Genomic DNA, 18,234 nt, shown 5'->3' with positions numbered 1-18,234 from the left:
GGCCAGAGGCGGCCACGTGGCGGTCACGTCAGGTAGGTGTGCAGGCGGCGGGCCTCGCGGACGAAGTTGTTCGACGCCCGCCGCTCGGCGATCTCCGCCACGCAGGGCACCGGCCCCCGCGCTCCGGCCCACCGGGCGGCGCGCAGCGCGAACGCGAGCATCTGCGTGTGCCGGGTGTGCGGCCGTTCCTCCGGCTCCGGCAGGAACACCGGCAGGAACCCGGTCATGATCCGCCACACCTCCCACTGCGCTCCCTGCTCGGCCGCGCTCTCCAGGGTCTCGAGGACCGGGCCCGGCTTGAACCACGTCCCGCGCAGCAGCAGTCCGAGCTGCCGGCCGATCCCTTCGGCGTCCTCGTCGCCGCGCGCCGCCAGGTCCACCACCAGGCGCGCCCGCACCACGGGCAGCTTCGACCAGGACGGGTCGGCCAGGAAGAACGCCACCACGAGCGCCATCCCCTCGCCCCACGGACCGTCGGCCAGCGCGAGGGCGTACGCCTCGGGCGGCCTCGCCCCCTCCACCGGCCACCCGTACATCAGGTGCGGGACGAAGTGCTGCGCGACGACCTCCCGGTGGGACGGCAGCACGTACGGCCACCACGACAGCAGCCCACCCTGCCCTGCCCGCAGCCGGCCGGGCCCGGTGAACAGCTCGTCGACCAGCGGCAGCCCCGTCGGCGCCACCCGGATCCTGGGCTCCAGATCGGGGGTCCGGGTGTCGGCCGGATCCCGGTCGTCGCGGTATTCGCCGCCGGGGTCCAGCCGCCCGGAGGCGAGCCAGCCGACCTCCGTGACCGGCTCGGGGCGGCCGCCGTCCATCCACCGGGCCGCCGCCCGCCCCGCCTCCGAGGTGAGCAGCCGCGCCCGCGCCACCACCTCGGGCGCCACCTCGCGCGGCAGCCGCAGCAGCGCCTGCTGCAGGTCCGCCGGCAGGGCCTCGGCACCGCGTCGCTCGTAGCCCGCCAGCCGCGCCACGAGCTCCCCGGCGTCCACGTGCCCGGTGCCCTCGGTGGGCTCGGCCAGCAGGTACGGAGGAAGGACGCCGTCCTGGAGCGCCGAGTGGACCTCGGCCCACCGCCGCAACAGGAACAGGTGCGGCGCCGACACCGCGCCACCCTGGGGGCCGCCCCGGGGCAGCCCGTCGGCCGCGGAGCCGCCCGTCAGGATCAGCCGGGCGATCTCCTCGCACCATTGCCAGACGTCCAGCCACGGCCGTTCGTGCGAGCGGGCGCCCAGCCGCCACTCCGACAGCCTCGCCACGAGCCCGTCCCGGTCGTCGTGGAGCAGCCGCACGACGCCCGCCAGCCACAGCTCGGCGGACTCCCATCCGCCCCCGCACGGTCCCAGCTCCACGGGCGCGGTCACCGGCCCGGGGAACGCCTCGGCGAAGCGCGGCGCGGGCAGCGGGGCGGGTGTGAAGGGCTCCGGCGGCTCCTCGGCGGCCTCCCCGCCGAACACCGCCACGAGGGTCTCCCCGAGCTGGTGCGGCAGCAGCCCGAAGGAGTCACGCAGGGCCTGCGCCCCCACCGGCGTGAACCGTTTGGCGTGCTTGACCGCGATCCGCACCGCCCGCCCCTGCACGTCGGCGGACTCGCAGGCGAACGCCGACCCCAGCGCGGGCGCCAGCTCGTCGAGGTCGCCCGGCCAGGCGCGGGCGACGGCGTCGAGCCAGGTCAGCCCGGCCGTCACCAGCTTGCGCTCCGCCCTGAACAGCAGCGCCCGCACCGCCTCCGACGCGTCCGCGCGGTCCAGGTGGTCGAGCCCGCGCAGGTGGCGCAGCGCGACCTCCGCGACGGGCCCTGGCGCGGCGGGCAGCAGGCGCAGGTAGTCGGCGGCGTGCTTGCTCACCTCGTCGGGGGTCGGCTGGAGCAGCTCGTGCAGGCGGACGAAGAAGCGCAGGTCGGCGGCCTCACCGCCGCGCAGGAACCGCCGTACGCACCCGTCGAGCAGCAGGTCGCGGCGGCCCTGCCCGGCCAGCCTCTTGAGCGCGGCCAGCCAGGTGCCGCGCGTCAGCGGCTCCGCGCGCTCGCCCCGCAGCACCGCGCCCACGCCCTCCGCCTCGAAGAGCCGGGGAAGGAGGTGGTCGAGCAGCGGGTCCTCGCGGACGGGCGGCCGGCGTACCCAGGCCACCACGAGGGGGTCGTGCTCGGGCGGGACCACGCCGGTGCGGCACAGCATGGCCAGGGCGAGCGCATCCATCTCGTCCGAGCGGCGGCGCCGGCGGGGCGCCGGGCGCAGCCGCAGCGCGGCGCGGGTGGCGAAGTCCTCCTGCCACGCGGCCGGGCGGGCGGACAGGACGCGTTCGAGGATCGCGGCGGTGGCGCCGCTCGCCTCCCCGCGGTCCTGGAACTCGCGGCGGTTGAGCCAGGCCACGACGGCCGCCGCGCCGCCGATGGTGGCCGCGCCCGCGACCCGCAGGGAGTCGGCCCAGTTCTCCTCGCGCTCGAGCGGCCAGGGCGGGTTCCAGGGGGTGTTCCACTCCCAGCGCTCGTACTCGTGGACGGTGCGGCCGACGCGCTCGGCCCGGCGCACGTGCTCGCGCCAGGCGGCCTCGCTCTCGCGCTCCCGCCTGGCGATGCGCTCCAGCTCCCGGCCATGGGCCCGCTCCTCGGCCACGGCGACGTGGGCGGGAAGCAGGGCGGCCACCTCGCGGCGTTCGCGCTCGCCCAGGGCGAGGACGCGTTCGGCGACCCACTGCGGGTCCCCGGTGTCGATGGCCGCCACCACCGTCTCCCATGCGGTCACGGAGCGACCTCTACGGCGACGCGGGCGGCGATCCTGGCCGCCAGCACGTGCTTGCACGGCCCCCGCGAACCCCGGTGGTCGAACCACCACGGGCACGTGCACTCGCCGTCGGCGATCCGCACCCGCCGCACCCCGCCGTCGGTCGTCACCTCGGCCGTCTCCCTGAGCACCCGTACGGCGCCGGAGTCCACCAGCGCGCGGGCGGCCGTCAGCCGGGGGTTGAGCTCCGCCACCTGGTCCCTGTCGTAGGGCAGCTCGCGGTGGAAGTGGGCCGCCTCGTGCAGGTCGTAGCCGACGCGCCCGGCCGTGCCGAGCTGGGTGAGCGCGGCGCGTACGCGTTCGATCGGAAGCCCGGAACGGTCGGCGAGCAGCCCCAGCTCGACCGTGGGCTCGAAGTTGAGCAGCATGCCCACCACGTCGGCGTCGTCCGCGGCCTCGTCGGTGGCCAGGTCGGACAGCACCGCCCCCTCGCCGGAGAACCCGCGCCACGGCTCGGGCGAGACGGCCAGCGTGTAACGCATGCCGGGCAGCTCCAGCTCCCAGGCACCGGCCGTGGACGAGCCGTCGGCGGGCCCGTACACCCTCAGTGCCTTGGCGAACCTGAGCAGCGGCAGCAGCGTGGCCACCCGCCCGGTGCCCGACAGGCAGACCCCACCGCGCGCGGGGCCTGAGGCCACGCGCAGGTCACGGCCCGAGGGGACGGCCCAGACGGTGGAGCGGGCGCCCTTCGGCAGGGAGCGCAGGAAGCGCACGGCGTGCGGCCCGGCCAGCTCGGCCCGCAGGTCCCAGCCGGACGCGATCACCTGCACCTCCGCGAACCCGCGCAGCCACCGCGACGGCAGCGGCACCTTCTTCTCCACGACCGCGCCGTCGAGCGTGGTGACCGTCAGCTCGTCGGGGCCGACGCCCAGGTGGAGCGGATCCCTGCCACCCACCCTGGCCAGGGACTCGCGCAGCGGGCCGTTGACGTCGACGTTGGTGGTGCCCCGGTCGAGCACGTCGCCGTCGAGCTCCAGCACGTCGAGCCGGGCATAGACGCCGCCGCACGCCGAGAACGACTCGAACCGCAGCCGCCCGCCGTCACACGTCACCACCGGGTCGCGGGTCCAGCCCGGCCTGGGCTGGTGGTAGCGGGCGAGCGCCACGTCCGCCACCGCGAGCAGCCCGGCCGCGGCCGGAGCCGCGTGGCTGAGCAGCCCGCTGAAGAAGCGCGGGTGCGTCTGCGGCCCCGATAACGCCGTGCCACCGGAGGTCGAGAGACCGAGCCTGCCGTCGGTGAGCGTGGAGGGGCCCGCGTACGAATATGCCTGTACCGCCTGAGTCATGCCCCGAACCATAGAGATCACCACCGACACAAACGGGGCTGGTACGTAAACCATCCGATGTGCGACACAGGGTGCGAAACCACAATATGGCTGGTGCTCACCGTCGACCTGGCCCGCGTCGCCTTCACCCGCTTCGCCGTACCCGCGGGTTCGCCGCAGGCGGGCTCGTGGGCGAGCGCGGAGCAGCGGATCGGGTTCGCGGCGACCCAGCTCATCCCCTCGTGGACCGCGCGCACCTCGCCGGGCTCGTGGATCGAGGTGGCGCTCCGGGCCAGGACCGAGCGGGGCGATCTCACCAAGTGGTACGTCATGGGCCGCTGGTCGGAGCACGGCACCCCCCGCACCTCGGTGCCCGGTCAGGGCGACGAGGACGGGGACGTGGCGGTGGACACGTTCGTGGCCCGGCGGCCGGTCGTGGCGTACCAGGTGCGGGTCGCGGCGCACGGCGGGGACGCGCGGGTGACCGGGCTGGGCGTGATGGCCTCGGCCGTGCCGCGCCGCCCGGTCGAGCCGAGCCCTTTCGGCGCCGCGGGGGCGGTGGAGCTGGCGGTGCCCGCGTACTCCCAGCACGCGCACGCCGGGCACCACCCGCAGTGGGACGGCGGGGGTGTCAACTGGTGCGGCCCGACCTCGGTGGCCATGGTGCTGGGCCATTGGGGCCGCGGTCCCGGGCCGGCCGAGCTGGCCTGGGTAGGGGGCGGCGATCCGGCCCCGTCCGTGGATCACGCGGCCATGGGCACGTACGACGAGAGCTACCAGGGCACCGGCAACTGGCCGTTCAACGTGGCGTACGCGGGGCGCTACGGCCTGGCCGGGTTCGTGACGCGGCTGCGGTCGGCGGTGGAGCTGGAGGCGTTCGTGCGGGCGGGCGTCCCGGTGATCACGTCGCAGTCGTTCAAGGCGGCCGAACTGCCCGGTTCCTGCTACTCCACCAGCGGGCACATCCTGGTCGTCACCGGTTTCACCGTCGAGGGCGACATCGTCGTCAACGATCCCGCGGCTCCCGATGACGCCTCGGTTCGAAGGGTCTATCCGCGGGCAGCGTTCGAGAACGTATGGCTCAGGAGCTCGGGCAGCGGGGGCATCGCGTACCTCCTTCACCCGCCTGACCATCCACTTCCTCCATGTACGAATGGCAATTGGTGACTTGATGAGCATTCGACCGATCGACGTGGCCCGTACCGACGGCGGCCCGCAGTGGGTGGAGGCGGTGGCCACGCCCTCCGGCGTCGAGGTCTGGTGGGACGAGCCACGCCCGGCCGAGGGCGGGCGCCGCTGCGTGGTGCGCCGCCTCCCTGACGGCAGCCGCGTGGACGCCCTGCCGCCGGGCTGGAACGCGCGCAACCGGGTGATCGAGTACGGCGGGCGCTCCTGGCGTCCGCTCCCGGGCGGCGGCCTGGTCTTCACGAACTGGGCCGACCAGCGCCTTTACCGCTGCGCCGAGAGGGCTGAGCCGACGGCGATCACCCCGGAGGGCCCGTACCGCTACGCGGACCTCTACCTCCCGCCCGGCCGGGACGAGGTGTGGGCGGTCCGGGAGACGGACGGCGTGCGGGACCTGGTGGCGGTGCCCCTGGACGGCGGCCCGGTCACGGTGATCGTGAAAGCCCAGCACTTCCTGATGAACCCCCGCCTGTCCCCCGACGGCCGCCACGTCGCCTGGATCGGCTGGGACCACCCGAACATGCCCTGGGACGGCACCGAGCTGTGCGTGGCCCCGCTGGGCGAGGACGGCACGGCGGGCGCGTACCGGGTGGTCGCCGGCGGCCCCGAGGAGTCGGTGGCCCAGGCCGAGTGGCGCGACGACGGCAGCCTGTACGCCGTGACCGACCCCACCGGCTGGTGGAACGTCCACCTCGTCCCCCTCGACGGCTCCCCCGCCACGAACCTCACCCCGGTCGAGCAGGAGTTCGGCGCCGCCGCGTGGAAGCCGGGCATGACGTACCTGGACATCGCGGACACGGGCGAGCTCGCGGTCGTGTACGGCACCCCGGACCTGCGCCGCCTGGGCGTGCTGAACCCGAAGACCGGCGACATCAGGGACATCGGCGGCACGGCCACCTACTGGTCCTCGACCGTGTCGGTCGCGGGCGGCAAGGTGGCGGCCGTGGGCGCGACCCCGTACACGCCGCTGGAGGTCACCCTCGTCGACCTCGCGGACGGCACCCACGAGGTCGTGTCGCCGCGCAAGCCGCTGCCGGACCGCGACCTGCTGCCCACGCCCGAGGCCGTGACCATCGAGGGCGTGCACGCGCACCTCTACCCGCCGACCGGCGGCCGGAGCGGCCCGAACCCGTACGTGATCTTCGTGCACGGCGGCCCGACCGGCAACCTCCCGGTCGTGCTCGACCTGGAGATCGCGTATTTCACCAGCAGAGGGCTCGGCGTGGCCGTGGTCAACTACGGCGGATCGACCGGGTACGGCCGCGCCTACCGCGAGCGGCTGCGCCACGAGTGGGGCGTGGTGGACGTGCAGGACTGCGCCAGGGTGGCGCGCGGCCTGGTCGAGATGGGCCGGGCCGACGCCGCGAAGATCGCCATCCGCGGCGGCAGCGCCGGAGGCTGGACGACGGTGGCGGCGCTCGTGCACAGCGACGTGTTCGCGGGCGGGGTCGCGCACTACGCGATCACCGACCCGGAGAGCTGGGCGGCCGAGACGCACGACTTCGAGTCCCGCTACCTGGACGGCCTGGTGGGCCCGCTGCCCGAGACCCGCGACCGCTACACCGAGCGCTCGCCGCTCCTGAACGCCTACCGCGCCTCGGGCCCGTGCCTCATGCTGCACGGCCTGGAGGACGCGATCGTGGACGTGAGCCAGGCCGAGCGATTCACCGCCGAACTGGACAAACATGGCAAAGAGTGGGCCTTGCTCACCTACCCCGGCGAGCAGCACGGCTGGCGCAGGGAGGAGACTATCGTCTCGGTGCTGGAGGCCGAGCTGGCCTTCTACGGGCTGATCTTCGGCATGGAGACACCCGAGGTACCGCCGCTGACACTGAAAGGGAGAGCGTGAAGAGCGTCGCCGAGATCTGCTCGGATCTGATCAGGTTCGACACCACCAACCCGGGCTCCGGTGAGCGGCCGGCGGCCGAATACGTCGCCACGCTGCTGGCCGACGCGGGGATCGAGCCGGTGGTATTCGAGTCGGCTCCGAAGCGGACCACCGTCGTGGCCAGGATCGACGGCGACTCCCCCGACGCGTTGCTGATCCACGGCCACCTGGACGTGGTGCCCGCCGACCCGGCCGAGTGGCAGATGGACCCGTTCTCGGGGGAGATCGTGGACGGCTGCGTGTACGGGCGCGGCGCGGTCGACATGAAGGGGTCGTGCTCGATGACCCTCGCGACCGTGCTCGACCTGGCGGCCCGTGGCGTGCGCCCGAAGCGTGACCTGGTGCTGGCGTTCCTGGCGGACGAGGAGGCGACCGGCGACTACGGCTCGCGGCACGCCGTCACCGAGCACCGGGAGCTGTTCGACGGCGTCACGGAGGCGATCAGCGAGTCCGGCGGCTTCAGCGTGGCCTCCGGCGAGCACCGGGTGTACCCGATCGCCGTCGGCGAGCGCGGCACCGCCTGGATGAAGCTCACCGCGCACGGCGTGGCCGGGCACGGCTCGCGCCCGCCGGTGGACAACCCGGTCGCCACGCTGGTGCACGCCCTGTCGCGGGTGGCCTCCCACCAGTGGCCCGTACGCCTGACGCCGTCGGTGGCCGCTCTCATCGAGAACCTGTCGGAGATCACCGGCCGGCCGATCGACCTCGACCGCCTCGACGAGGAGGCCGCCCGGCTCGGGCCGCTGGGCGGCCTGTTCAAGAGCCAGATCCGCAACTCGGCGAACCCGACGATGCTCGACGCCGGCTACAAGGTGAACGTGGTGCCCTCCACGGCGGAGGCGCACGTGGACGGGCGTTACCTGCCGGGGTCGCAGGAGGAGTTCCTGGAGACGATCGACGCGCTGCTCGGGCCGAAGATCACCCGGGAGTTCGTCAACCTGGAGGACGCGCCCGACGCGCCGTACCCGTCGGCGTTCTTCGACACGCTGGCGGGCGCGCTGGTGGCCGAGGACCCGCTCGCCCGGCCGGTGCCGTACGTGATGGCCGGCGGCACGGACGCCAAGTCCTTCGCCCGGATCGGCATCAAGGGGTACGGCTTCGCGCCCCTCATGCTCCGGCCGGACCTGGACTACTTCGGGATGTTCCACGGCAAGGACGAGCGGGTGCCGGTGGAGGGGCTCGAATTCGGCACCCGGGTCCTCACCCGTCTCCTCGCCTAGCCCCTGGGCGGGCCGAACCACGTGGTGAGCGCGGTGGCGACCCCGTCGCGCCCGCCCGCCCACGCGACATAGCCGTCGGGCCGCACCAGCAGCACCTCGGCGTCCCCGTCGCCGGGCATGGTCGAGGCGTGCGCCACCCGCACGCGGTCGCGGTGGCCCGCCACGGCGGCGTCGAGCCCGCCGTCGCCGGGCGCCCCCTCTCCGTCCCCGCCCTCGCCGGTCGCGTCCGAGAGGACCAGCACGAGGCCGCGCCCGTCCCGCAGCAGCTCGGCGACCTTCCGAGCCTTCGCGGGAGCCGGCTCGGGGACCGCCTCCAGGCGTGCGAAGGGGACTGCCTCCAGGCGCGGTGCGAACCGCCCGACGAGGGGGTGCGCCGAGCCGGGCGCGTAGTCCGCCTCCGTCCCGTCGGCCATCCCCGTGAAGTGCCGCTTGGCGTCCGGCAGCTCGATCACCTCCGCCAGCACCTCCCGCAACGCCTCCACCTGCGGCCCCGGCCGCATCAGCGCCACCTGGGCCCGGGTGTTGCGCAGCACCCTGGCCGCCACCGGGTGCCGTTCGGCGGTGTAGGTGTCCAGCAGCGCCTCGGGCGCGAGCCCCCGGGCCACCAGGGCCAGCTTCCACCCGAGGTTGACCGCGTCCTGCAGCCCCAGGTTGAGCCCCTGGCCGCCGATCGGCGAGTGCACGTGCGCCGCGTCCCCCGCCAGCAGCACCCGCCCCTGGCGGTACGTCCCCGCGTGCCGGGTGTTGTCGCTGTAGCGGATGCCGGTCTCCAGCCGCTTGACCACCACGTCGTGCCCCGTCACCCGCCGCAGGCTGTCCTCCAGCTCCTCGGCCGTCATCGGCGCGTCCCGGTCGCCGGGCCCGCCGTCGAACTCGACGGTGGCGATCTCCCCCGGCACCAGCGACAGGTTCACCAGCCCGCCGGGGTGGCGCAGGGACGACGTCACGGCCTCGGCGGAGGCGAGTTCGGCCACGGCGGTCCGCCCCGTCATGGTCGCCGGCGTCCCCTCGAACGCGAACCCCGACCGCTTGCGCACCAGGCTCCGCCCGCCGTCGCACCCCACGAGGTACGCGGCCCGTACCGACCGCCCGTCGGCGAGCGTGGCGACGGCGGCGGACTCGTCCTGCGCGACGTCGCTCACCGCGCACCCCTGCCAGATCCGCACCCCCATGCCGGCGGCCCGCTCGGCCAGGACGGCCTCCAGCCGGTCCTGCTTGAGCATGAGGTATTCGGCGTCTCCGGCCTCGCTCAGCAGCGGCAGCCCGCCGAAGTGCCCCCTGATCAGGCCCTCCTGGAGCAGCTCCACCATCATGGCGACCAGGTCGGCCCCGGCGGGCTCGCGGCGCGCGGCCAGCTCGTCGAGCATCGCCCACTGCTCCCCCGCCACCGGCTCGACCAGGTCGCGCAGGGCCAGCGACTGCACGGTGCGCGCGTTGAGCGAGCGCAGGCCGAGGCTGCGCGTCCGGCGCTCCTCGCCCGTGGCCGCCTCCAGGACCAGCGGGTCGGCCCCGCCCAGCTTGAGCTCGCACGCCAGCAGCAGCCCGACCGGCCCGCCGCCGACGATGATCACGTCGGTCATCTCCGCTCCTCCACTTACGCAGTAAGCTTACGTAGTAAGTAGAACACATACACCGTAAGCTTTGTCAATCCGGGAAAGGAGCACCGAATGGCACGACGGGAGCCGCTGAACAGAGAGAGGGTCTTGGACGCGGCCCTGGAACTGGCCGACAAGGAGGGCCTGGAGGGCCTGACCATGCGGCGGCTGGCCAAGGCGCTCGGCGTCGAGGCGATGTCCCTCTACAACCATGTCTCGAACAAGGCCGACATCCTCGACGGCGTGGCCGAGCGGGTGTTCGAGCAGGTCGAGCGGCCGGACCCGGCGCTGCCGTGGCAGGAGCAGGTGCGCGAGGTGGCGCTGAGCATGTACCGGGTGTTCAGCCGCCATCCGGCGGTGCCGCTCGCGCTGGTCACCGACCAGTCCAACCCGACCTCCGTACGGGCGCTGGAGCCGCTCGACGCGCTGGTGGGGGCGCTGTTCCAGGCGGGGTTCGACGACCTGGGCGCGTGGCGGGCGCTGACCGCCGTGAACAGTCTGGTGTTCGGCTCGCTGGTACTGTCGACGGGCGGGTTCACCGGCGATCCCGGCGTGCACGCGGGCGAGCAGGGGGTCAGCGCGTACGTACGCGAGATGGATCCGGCACGGCTGCCGCATTTCAGCAGGCTGCTGCGGAGCACCCGGGAGGGCGTGGACCCCCTGGCGGACTTCGAGCAGGCCCTGAACATGCTGATCCACGGCCTGGCGGCCGAGGCCCCCAAATAGTGGAACAAAGCATTCCGTTCTGCTATGCTGAAAGCACCACGAAAGGGGCTCACCAATGAGCGACACCACTGTCAGCGGCTGGGACATCCTCGACGGCTCGCACGAGGCGCTGCGCCGGGTCGTCGGCGCCGTGCCTGCCGGGGCCTGGCAGCTGCCGACGCCCTGCGCGGCCTGGAACGTCACCCAGGTCCTCCAGCACGCGGTCGGCGACCAGATCGGCTTCGCCGCCGCACTGACCGGCGAGCCCGGCCCCACGTTCAACCCGTTCGAGCCGTCGGGCGCGCCGGAGACGGACCCGACGGCCTTCACCGAGGACGCGCTGGTCCGCTCGGCCCGGGCATGGGCGGGCGTCGACCGGAGCGCCGTGGAGGTGCCGACGCCGGTGCCACCGCACAAGATGTCGCCGTGGTCCGGCTCGACGGCGTGCGCGCTGGACGCCGCCGTGCACGCCTGGGACATCGCGGTCGCGACCGGCCAGGCCTCGCCGCTCACGCCGGAGCTGGCCAGGCCCCTGCTGAAGGTGGCCATGGAGATCGTCGAGCCGCTGCGCGCCTGGGGCGCGTACGCCCCGGCGCTGGAGGCGGAGCCGGGCGACGACGACGTGGCGGCGCTCCTGCGCTACCTCGGCCGCGACCCGCGCTGGACCCCCTCCTCCTGACCGCGGCGGATCAGGAGAACTTCGACTTCGGGCGCTCCTGGAGCTCGCCGTCCACGTAGATGTCGAGTTTCTCGTTGTAGAACGCGATCAGCCCGGCGACCTTCGCGCTCTCCGGCAGCGGCGTGCGGTACGACCAGGCCAGGTCCTTCTGGCCGTTGACCGTCCAGTATTCCGCCGTGCCCTTGTAGGGGCAGTGGGTGGCGGTGTCGGTGTGTTCCAGCAGGTCGAGCCGTACGTCCGTCTTCGGCAGGTAGTAGCGGGCGGGCAGGCCCGTCTCGAAGAGGATGCGCGGGCTGCGGGAGTCGGCCACGGTCACGCCGTCCACCTCGACCCGCACGTGGCGCGAGCTCGCCAGGATGTCCACCCGCGTGTACGGGTCGCGCGGGTGGAAGTAGACCTCCTCGTCCTCCTCGAACCAGGCGTCCATGGCGTCCCACTCGAAGCGGACGTGGCCGCGGATCTGCTCCAGCGGCGAGTCGGGATAGACGAGCGCGGCGTCGGCCGCCTCCGCCGTGCCCGAGGTGACGGTGTGGACCAGGCCGTCTCCCCTGCTCGGGGAGTGCTTGGTCGCGCCGGTGGCCTTGAGCGCGGACTCGTCCACGTCTGCCGCCGGGAAATAGTAGGTGGGGTAGTACGGGACCTCCCACACCAGGAGGGCGGAGGTTGAGTCGGCCACCACCCGGCCGCCGAGATAGGTCCTCACACGCTTGGCCGTGGGCTCGACGCGTACCCGGCCGCGGTTCGTGACATCCATGTCACCGCCAACCCCGGACGCGGCACCGCTATTCCGGTCCCGCGTGCGGGCGGCCGGGGCTCAGCTCAGTCCGAACGCGGCCAGCGTCGCCCACGTCGCGGCCATGCCGACCACCGCTCCGACGATGACCTGGGGCCAGGTGTGGTGCGTGAGGCGTACGCGTGCCCAGCACACCAGCGCGACCACGGCGGCTCCGGCGATCGCGGCCGGCCAGGCGGGCAGGACGTGCGCGAACACGACGACCGTGCCCGCCGAGACGGCGGCGTGGAAGGAGATCTTCCAGCGCAGCGTCACCGGCACGGTGACGGCCAGCGCGACCAGCATCGCGGTCACGGTGGCGACGAGCAGGGTCGGGGCGCCCATCACCACCAGCAGCGCCAGCGCGACCAGCACGGCCGCCACGGCGGCGACCAGGGGGCCGGTACGGCGGGCGCGGTCCACGATGTGGTGGGAGTCGAGGCGGCCTGTGCGCACGCCGGCCGCGATCACCGCCGCCGGCACGCCGCCGCAGATCGCCGAGGCCACCAGACCCCATGCCGCGCCGCCCCATCCCTGGGCCAGCAGGCCGACGACGGGCGGCATGGCGATCACCAGCACCTGGGGTGCCAGCAGGTTCGTCACGCGCTTCGCCACGAGGTCGGCTGTCATGTCACGAAAGAGTACGCGATCATGCCCGCCCACCCCACCCACCCCTTCCACCCCACCCGCGGCCCCTTCGAGGGGCCGGTGGCGTGACGGATCCGTCGCCCCTCAGGCGCGGCTCTCTCACGGGCGCGGCACCGTCCCGGCACGCGGGTCGCATCCGGACGCGGCCCGTGAAGGACGGTGCGCTTGGTGGCGTGGGCAGCGGTGGTGGGACCGGTGGGCGTGAAGGAGTCCGGTTGTCAGCCCTTGCCGGCCGCGTTCACGATCCGGGTGGTGGAGCGGCCGGGGATGGAGGCCATCTCCCAGCACTCGGTCCCCAGGATCGCCGCCGCCGCCGCGCGTGCGCCCGCGTGCGGGTCGCCGGCCGTGTGCGCGAGCGCCCCCGGCCGCATCGGGGCCAGGAGGTCGATGTAGTCCTCCGGCCCGTGCGCCTCGGGCGGCCCCGTCACGATGAAGACGCCGGTCACGAAGCGGAGCGCGGCCAGCACCTCGGCCCGCTCCTCCGCCGGGTTGAGCGGGCGGCTCGGCCCCTTCCAGGCCCGCACCCGGGGATCGTCCTCCACGCCGACGACCAGCGGCAGGCCGCGGTCGGCCACCGCGCCCAGGTAGCGCACGTGGCCGACGTGCAGGATGTCGAAGACGCCGGTCACGACCGCCGCCCCCACCCGGTCGTACGGTTGCACCCAGACGGCCTCCAGGCTGCTCACGCGACCTCCCACGCTCTCCCCTATAGGCCTAGACGACTCGTCGATCGCAGCGTACTCGGTCGGCGTCCGCGGTCGTGCAGCCGACCTCGGGCAAGGTCATTCCTACCTTTTCGCGATAATCTCCGGCCCCCTGTCAGCGCGTCTCATAACGTCACCGGATTTGGGGGAGGTCGCCGTGGCACCGCCGGACTTTCACAGCGTCGACGGAGGAGACTCCCGTGATCTCGTGGCCCGGCTCCCGGGCGTGCCGTCGCAGGTGGCCAGGGCCCGGGGGCTCGTGACGGCCGCGCTCGGCCGCGACCATCCCCTGTACGACGACGCCGCACTGCTCACCAGCGAACTGGCCACGAACGCGATCCTGCACACCAGGTCCGGGGCGGGCGGTTCGTTCACGGTGACCGTGAGCAGCTCGGAGACGGCGGTGCGGGTGCTCGTGTCGGACGCCGGGTCCGACGGGCCGCCGTGCGTGTGCCGTACGAGCGCGCAGTCCACCAGCGGGCGCGGCCTGCCGCTGATCGAGGCGCTCAGCCACCGCTGGGGCTTCACCCGCGAGGACGGCACGACGACGGTCTGGTTCGAGCTCCTGTGGTCCCACCTCTCGGCCGGGATGGCCGTCTGACTAGACGTCCAGGCGGCACAGGCCCTCGGCGAGGGCCTTGGTGGTCAGGCGGGTACGGCTGTCGCAGCCGAGCTTGGCGAAGATGTGCTCCAGATGGGTCGTCACCGTGCGGACGCTGAGCACCAGCGCGGCGGCGATCTGCGGGTTGGAGTCGCCGGCCGCCACCCGGGTGAGCACGTCCACCTCGCGCCCCGTCAGGTCGTACGGCAGCGGACACGGCCGCTCGGCCACCACCGCGCCCTGGAGCGCCCCCTGGAACCCGACCCCGGCCCTGAGCAGCCGCAGCTCGTGCCATCGCCCCTTGCGGTCGAGCCAGAGCCCGTGCCTGCTCAGCTCCCGCGAGTCGATGAACGCCCGGGCGAACGCCGCCATCGCCGGATCCTCCCGCAGCACGGCCGACGCCTCGTGGCCCGGCACCTGGCGCCGCGTCCCCACCCGGTCGAAGGCCACCGCCCGGAAGTCCGGCGGCAGCCCGACCGGGTCGATGACGCACCTGGTCAGGTCGGTGACGTGGGCGAGCATCGGGCTGATCGCGACGACCAGCGCGCCCGTGAGCCGGGGGAAGGAGTCCTTGGTGGCCAGGTGGAGCAGCCCCGTGTAGCGGCCCTCGCTCAGGAACAGCGGCGCCGTCAGCCCCGCCCGCCAGCCGTAGGGGGCGAGGTGACGCCGGAAGTAGCGTGCGGTGCCCGGCTCCGGCATGATCACCGGCGCGCGGGTGGCGATGGCCCTGCGGCACGCCTCCAGCCCCGCGTATTCCTCGGCCGCGTCGTGGTCGATGCGGTGGTGGCCGTCGGACACGACGCTGTGGTGCCGCCCCGTGGCCGGATCGAACGCGACGAACTCGTAGGCGTCCACCGGGACCACCCGGCGCAGCGCCGCCATCGCCGCGTGGGCGCCGCCGCTGGCCGCGACCTGGTAGCCGACCTCGGCGAACGCCTGGAGCTGGCGGACGTCAAGGGTGATCTCGGCCACCGAGCCTTTATATCATTTGCCAAACCTTGAGGTCTTCTTGAAACTTTTTTTCACGAGCACCCGGACGCCCCGGTGAGAGGCCCACCGCCGCCGGGATCGGGGCGCCCCCAGGCTCGCCGCAGGGCGGCGAGCGGATTCGCGACCTTTGTTCCGGAGCTTGGAGATCGAATAGATAACGGCCCCTTCCCTCCGCGCATAACCGGCTCGTAAAGTCCGCTGCAACGCCGTGTCGGGGGAGGATGTGTCTTGACCGAGCTGAGCGACCGTGAGGCCGAGCTTGTTTCCGCGCACGAACAGGAACGCCCGGCGCGGCAACTCGGCGGGCCGTTGCGGCTCGGCGTGTGGATCGTGGGCGGGCTGCTGTCGGTTTATTCGCTGGTGGTGGTGTTCCGGCCGGTGGAGGCGTTGGAACACCGGATGACGTTCCTGGCGGTGGCGCTGCCGCTGGTCTTCCTCTGCTACCGGTCGGGCTGGTCGTCATTCCTGCCGCGGCTGTTCCGGCGCGGCACTGCCGCGAGCCCGCCCCCTGAAACACCGGCGGACGGCGAGCCGGAGGGGACGCGGCGGTCCGAGCGGCCGTCCGTGGCCGACTGGCTGCTCGCCGCCGCCTCGCTGGCCGTGCTGGTCTATCCGCTGCTCGACATCGACGGGTTCCGCGATCGGGGCTCCGGCGCCGCGCTGACGGACCTCGACGTCGTGGCGGGCCTGGCGCTGACGGTGCTGCTCCTGGAGGCGGTACGGCGCACCGTCGGCTGGTCCCTGACCATCATCTGCATAGTTTTCCTGATTTATGCCTATTACGGCGCATATTTGCCGATTGACTGGACTATCGGGCACCGCGGCTTCGACCTCGGCCAAATCGTGTCCCAGCTCTACACCGGCACCGAGGGCTTCTTCGGCGTCCCCATGCAAGTGGCCGCCAGTTACATCATCCTTTTCACGATTTACGGCGCCGTGCTCGACTATTCGGGCGCGAGCAAGTTCTTCATCGACCTGAGCTTCGCCGCCTTCCGCAAGTCCCGCGCCGCCCCCGGCCGTACCGTCACCACGGCCGGCTTCCTGCTCGGCACCGTGTCGGGCTCCGGCGTGGCCACCACGGTCAGCCTGGGCAGCGTCGCCTGGCCGGTGCTGCGGCGGGCCGGCTACCCGAAGGAGCCGGCGGGCGGCATCCTCGCGGCCGGCGGTATCGGCGCCATCCTGTCGCCGCCCACGCTGGGCGCGGCGGCGTTCATCATCGCGGAGTACCTGAGGGTCAGCTACCTCGAGGTGCTCCTGTACGCGACGATCCCCACGCTCCTGTACTACCTGGGCATCTTCCTGGCCATCGAGATCGACTCGCGCCGCTTCAGCACCCACGCCGTGCAGGTGGACGCGCCCAAGGCGGGCAAGCTGCTGCTGCGCTTCGGCTACCACTTCAGCTCGCTCATCCTCATCATCGTACTGATGGCGCTGGACCGCTCGGCGTTCCAGTCCGTGGTGATCGCCACCGCCATCGCGTTCGCACTGTCGTTCCTCGACCCGCAGCACCGCATGGGCCCCAAGCGCGTCGGGCAGGCGCTGGCCAAGGGCACGCTGGAGGTGCTGCCGGTGACCGCGGTGTGCGCCGCGGCGGGCATCATCGTCGGCGTCATCACGCAGACCGGCCTCGGCCTCAACCTCAGCGCGATCATCGTGGACTTCGCCGCGGGCAACCTCGTGCTGACCACGCTCATGTCCGGCATCGCGGTCATGCTGCTGGGCCTGGCCGTGCCGGTGACCGCGAGCTTCATCATCGCCGCGGTGATCATCGGCCCGGCGCTCACGACGCTCGGGGTGACGCAGGCCGAGGCGTACATGTTCGTCTTCTACTACGCGGTCCTGTCGGAGGTGAGCCCGCCCACGGCGCTGTCCGCGGTCGCGGCGGCGGCGATCACCGGCGGCAACACGTACAAGACGATGATGATGACCTGGCGCTACACGCTGCCGGCGTTCCTGGTGCCGTTCGCCTTCGTGCTGACGCCCAACGGGCAGGCGCTGCTCGGGCAGGGGCCGATCGGCACCGTGCTGCTGATGACGGCCGTCTCGGCCGTCGCCGTGGCGGCCCTCGCGCTGGCGACCGGCGGCATGAGCGGATGGCCCGAGCGCGCGCTCGCGGCGATCGCCGCGGTGCTGCTGCTCTTCCTCGAACCCGTTCCCATCGTCGCCGGTCTGGCCGTCCTGGCCGTGGCCGTAGCCGTGCACCTCGTCAGAAGCAGGAGAAGGGACCCAGCGTGAAGCGGATCTTTGCGATAGTGGCCGTCGCCGTCCTGACCGCGGCCGGCTGCGGCGGAGGTGGCGCGGGCGGATCCGGCAACCGGCTGTCGATCGCCACGGGCGGCACGACGGGCGTCTATTACGTGTACGGCGGCGGCCTGGCCAAGCTGCTGTCGGCCAACATCCCCAACACCCAGGCCACGGCGTCGGTCACCTCGGCCTCCGTCGAGAACATCAAGCTACTCGCCTCCGGCAAGGCCGACATCGGCTTCTCCCAGTCCGACACGGCGGCCGACGCGGTCAACGGCAAGGACACCTTCACCGCGAAGCAGCCCATCAAGGCCATCGCCCGCATCTACGACAACTACACGCAGCTCGTCGTCGCGCCCGGCGTCCGGGCCGCCAAGGTGGCCGACCTGAGGGGCAAGCGCGTCTCGCTCGGCCCGGCCAACTCCGGCACCCAGGTCGTGGCCAGGCGGGTCCTACAGGCGGCCGGGATCAACCCGGACAACGACATCACCAAGCAGCAGCTGTCGATCAACGAGTCGGTGCAGGCCGTCAAGGACGGCACGATCGACGCGTTCTTCTGGGTCGGCGGCCTGCCCACGGCCGGCATCACCGACCTGGCCACGAGCAAGCCGGACGTGAAGGTGCTCGACACGAGCGACGTGCTGACGACCATGCAGTCGACGTACGGCCAGCAGTACGTCGGCCTCGACGTGGACCTGTCCCTCTACAAGCTGTCCGGCTCGATCAAGACCGTCGGCATCGCGAACGTGCTGCTGGTGCCCGACAAGATGAGCGACCAGCTCGCCTACGACATCACCAAGACCCTGTTCGAGAAGAAGGCCGAGCTGGCGGCCGTACATCCGGAGGCCAAGAAGCTCGACGTCATGCTGGGCCAGCAGGTGGCGCCGGTCGAGCTGCACCCGGGCGCGGCCCGCTACTACAAGGAAAAGGCCTGACGAGACTGCTCGCGGCGCTC

The 18,234-nt window shown here is 72.9% G+C and carries 15 protein-coding genes; 8 read left to right on the top strand and 7 right to left on the bottom strand.

The features are described from left to right. Positions 1-23: 23 nt before the first annotated feature. Together ACIHFD_RS08940 and ACIHFD_RS08935 are read right to left on the bottom strand one after the other, a co-directional pair. The gene (locus ACIHFD_RS08940) at positions 24-2,744 is read right to left on the bottom strand and encodes a DUF6493 family protein (RefSeq protein ID WP_397366228.1); all 2,721 of its coding nucleotides are present in this window, start codon (positions 2,742-2,744) and stop codon (positions 24-26) included. Next, positions 2,741-4,069: an SWIM zinc finger family protein gene (locus tag ACIHFD_RS08935; protein WP_397366226.1), complete on the bottom strand. Its 1,329-nt coding sequence runs from the start codon at positions 4,067-4,069 to the stop codon at positions 2,741-2,743. The genes ACIHFD_RS08940 and ACIHFD_RS08935 overlap by 4 nt, the downstream gene beginning before the upstream one ends. 93 nt (positions 4,070-4,162) lie before the next feature. Between ACIHFD_RS08935 and ACIHFD_RS08930 the strand changes: the two genes are divergently transcribed. The 3 genes from ACIHFD_RS08930 to ACIHFD_RS08920 are packed head-to-tail and all read left to right on the top strand — an operon-like array spanning position 4,163 to position 8,341. Beyond that, positions 4,163-5,215 (top strand): C39 family peptidase, encoded by a 1,053-nt coding sequence (locus tag ACIHFD_RS08930; RefSeq protein WP_397366224.1) that lies wholly within the window; start codon positions 4,163-4,165, stop codon positions 5,213-5,215. 4 nt (positions 5,216-5,219) lie between these two features. Continuing rightward, a complete protein-coding gene (locus tag ACIHFD_RS08925; protein WP_397366223.1) occupies positions 5,220-7,082 on the top strand; it encodes a prolyl oligopeptidase family serine peptidase in 1,863 nt (620 codons plus the stop codon). After that, a complete protein-coding gene (locus tag ACIHFD_RS08920; protein WP_350726609.1) occupies positions 7,079-8,341 on the top strand; it encodes a M20/M25/M40 family metallo-hydrolase in 1,263 nt (420 codons plus the stop codon). Before ACIHFD_RS08925 ends, ACIHFD_RS08920 begins: the two co-directional genes overlap by 4 nt. Here the strand turns inward: ACIHFD_RS08920 and ACIHFD_RS08915 are convergent. Beyond that, the gene (locus ACIHFD_RS08915; RefSeq protein ID WP_397366222.1) at positions 8,338-9,921 is read right to left on the bottom strand and encodes an FAD-dependent monooxygenase; all 1,584 of its coding nucleotides are present in this window, start codon (positions 9,919-9,921) and stop codon (positions 8,338-8,340) included. The two genes, ACIHFD_RS08920 and ACIHFD_RS08915, sit on opposite strands and share 4 nt — an antisense overlap. 87 nt (positions 9,922-10,008) lie before the next feature. On the opposite strand from ACIHFD_RS08915, the gene ACIHFD_RS08910 reads away from it, so the two are divergent. Both ACIHFD_RS08910 and ACIHFD_RS08905 read left to right on the top strand, forming a co-directional pair. Further along, complete coding sequence (locus ACIHFD_RS08910; RefSeq protein WP_364246927.1) at positions 10,009-10,662, top strand: TetR/AcrR family transcriptional regulator C-terminal domain-containing protein; 654 nt, start codon at positions 10,009-10,011, stop codon at positions 10,660-10,662. A 55-nt stretch (positions 10,663-10,717) separates the two neighbouring features. Next, a complete protein-coding gene (locus ACIHFD_RS08905) occupies positions 10,718-11,320 on the top strand; it encodes a TIGR03086 family metal-binding protein (protein ID WP_397366221.1) in 603 nt (200 codons plus the stop codon). Positions 11,321-11,330: 10 nt separating this feature from the next. On the opposite strand, the gene ACIHFD_RS08900 is transcribed toward ACIHFD_RS08905, so the two are convergent. The 3 genes from ACIHFD_RS08900 to ACIHFD_RS08890 all read right to left on the bottom strand — a co-directional run bounded on the left by ACIHFD_RS08900 (position 11,331) and on the right by ACIHFD_RS08890 (position 13,426). Beyond that, positions 11,331-12,074, bottom strand: coding sequence for a DUF427 domain-containing protein (locus tag ACIHFD_RS08900; protein WP_350726602.1), 744 nt, complete (start codon positions 12,072-12,074; stop codon positions 11,331-11,333). 60 nt (positions 12,075-12,134) lie between these two features. Further along, on the bottom strand, positions 12,135-12,722 hold the full coding sequence (locus ACIHFD_RS08895; RefSeq protein WP_397366220.1) for a hypothetical protein: 588 nt from the start codon (positions 12,720-12,722) through the stop codon (positions 12,135-12,137). A gap of 236 nt (positions 12,723-12,958) precedes the next feature. Beyond that, complete coding sequence (locus ACIHFD_RS08890) at positions 12,959-13,426, bottom strand: adenylyltransferase/cytidyltransferase family protein (protein ID WP_350726598.1); 468 nt, start codon at positions 13,424-13,426, stop codon at positions 12,959-12,961. Positions 13,427-13,652: 226 nt separating this feature from the next. On the opposite strand from ACIHFD_RS08890, the gene ACIHFD_RS08885 reads away from it, so the two are divergent. Then, the gene (locus tag ACIHFD_RS08885) at positions 13,653-14,045 is read left to right on the top strand and encodes an ATP-binding protein (protein ID WP_397366219.1); all 393 of its coding nucleotides are present in this window, start codon (positions 13,653-13,655) and stop codon (positions 14,043-14,045) included. Here the strand turns inward: ACIHFD_RS08885 and ACIHFD_RS08880 are convergent, their stop codons facing one another. Further along, positions 14,046-15,017, bottom strand: a complete 972-nt coding sequence (locus tag ACIHFD_RS08880; protein WP_397366218.1) for a response regulator transcription factor — start codon at positions 15,015-15,017, stop codon at positions 14,046-14,048. 246 nt (positions 15,018-15,263) lie between these two features. On the opposite strand from ACIHFD_RS08880, the gene ACIHFD_RS08875 reads away from it, so the two are divergent. Together ACIHFD_RS08875 and ACIHFD_RS08870 are read left to right on the top strand one after the other, a co-directional pair. Continuing rightward, the gene (locus tag ACIHFD_RS08875; RefSeq protein ID WP_397366217.1) at positions 15,264-17,270 is read left to right on the top strand and encodes a TRAP transporter permease; all 2,007 of its coding nucleotides are present in this window, start codon (positions 15,264-15,266) and stop codon (positions 17,268-17,270) included. Beyond that, on the top strand, positions 17,267-18,214 hold the full coding sequence (locus ACIHFD_RS08870) for a TAXI family TRAP transporter solute-binding subunit (RefSeq protein WP_397366216.1): 948 nt from the start codon (positions 17,267-17,269) through the stop codon (positions 18,212-18,214). The genes ACIHFD_RS08875 and ACIHFD_RS08870 overlap by 4 nt, the downstream gene beginning before the upstream one ends. The last annotated feature ends 20 nt before the right edge of the window (positions 18,215-18,234 follow it).

This window comes from Nonomuraea sp. NPDC051941 (assembly GCF_044593615.1).
Note: the sequence above shows the minus strand (reverse complement) of the source record. Positions and strands in the feature narration are given on the sequence as shown.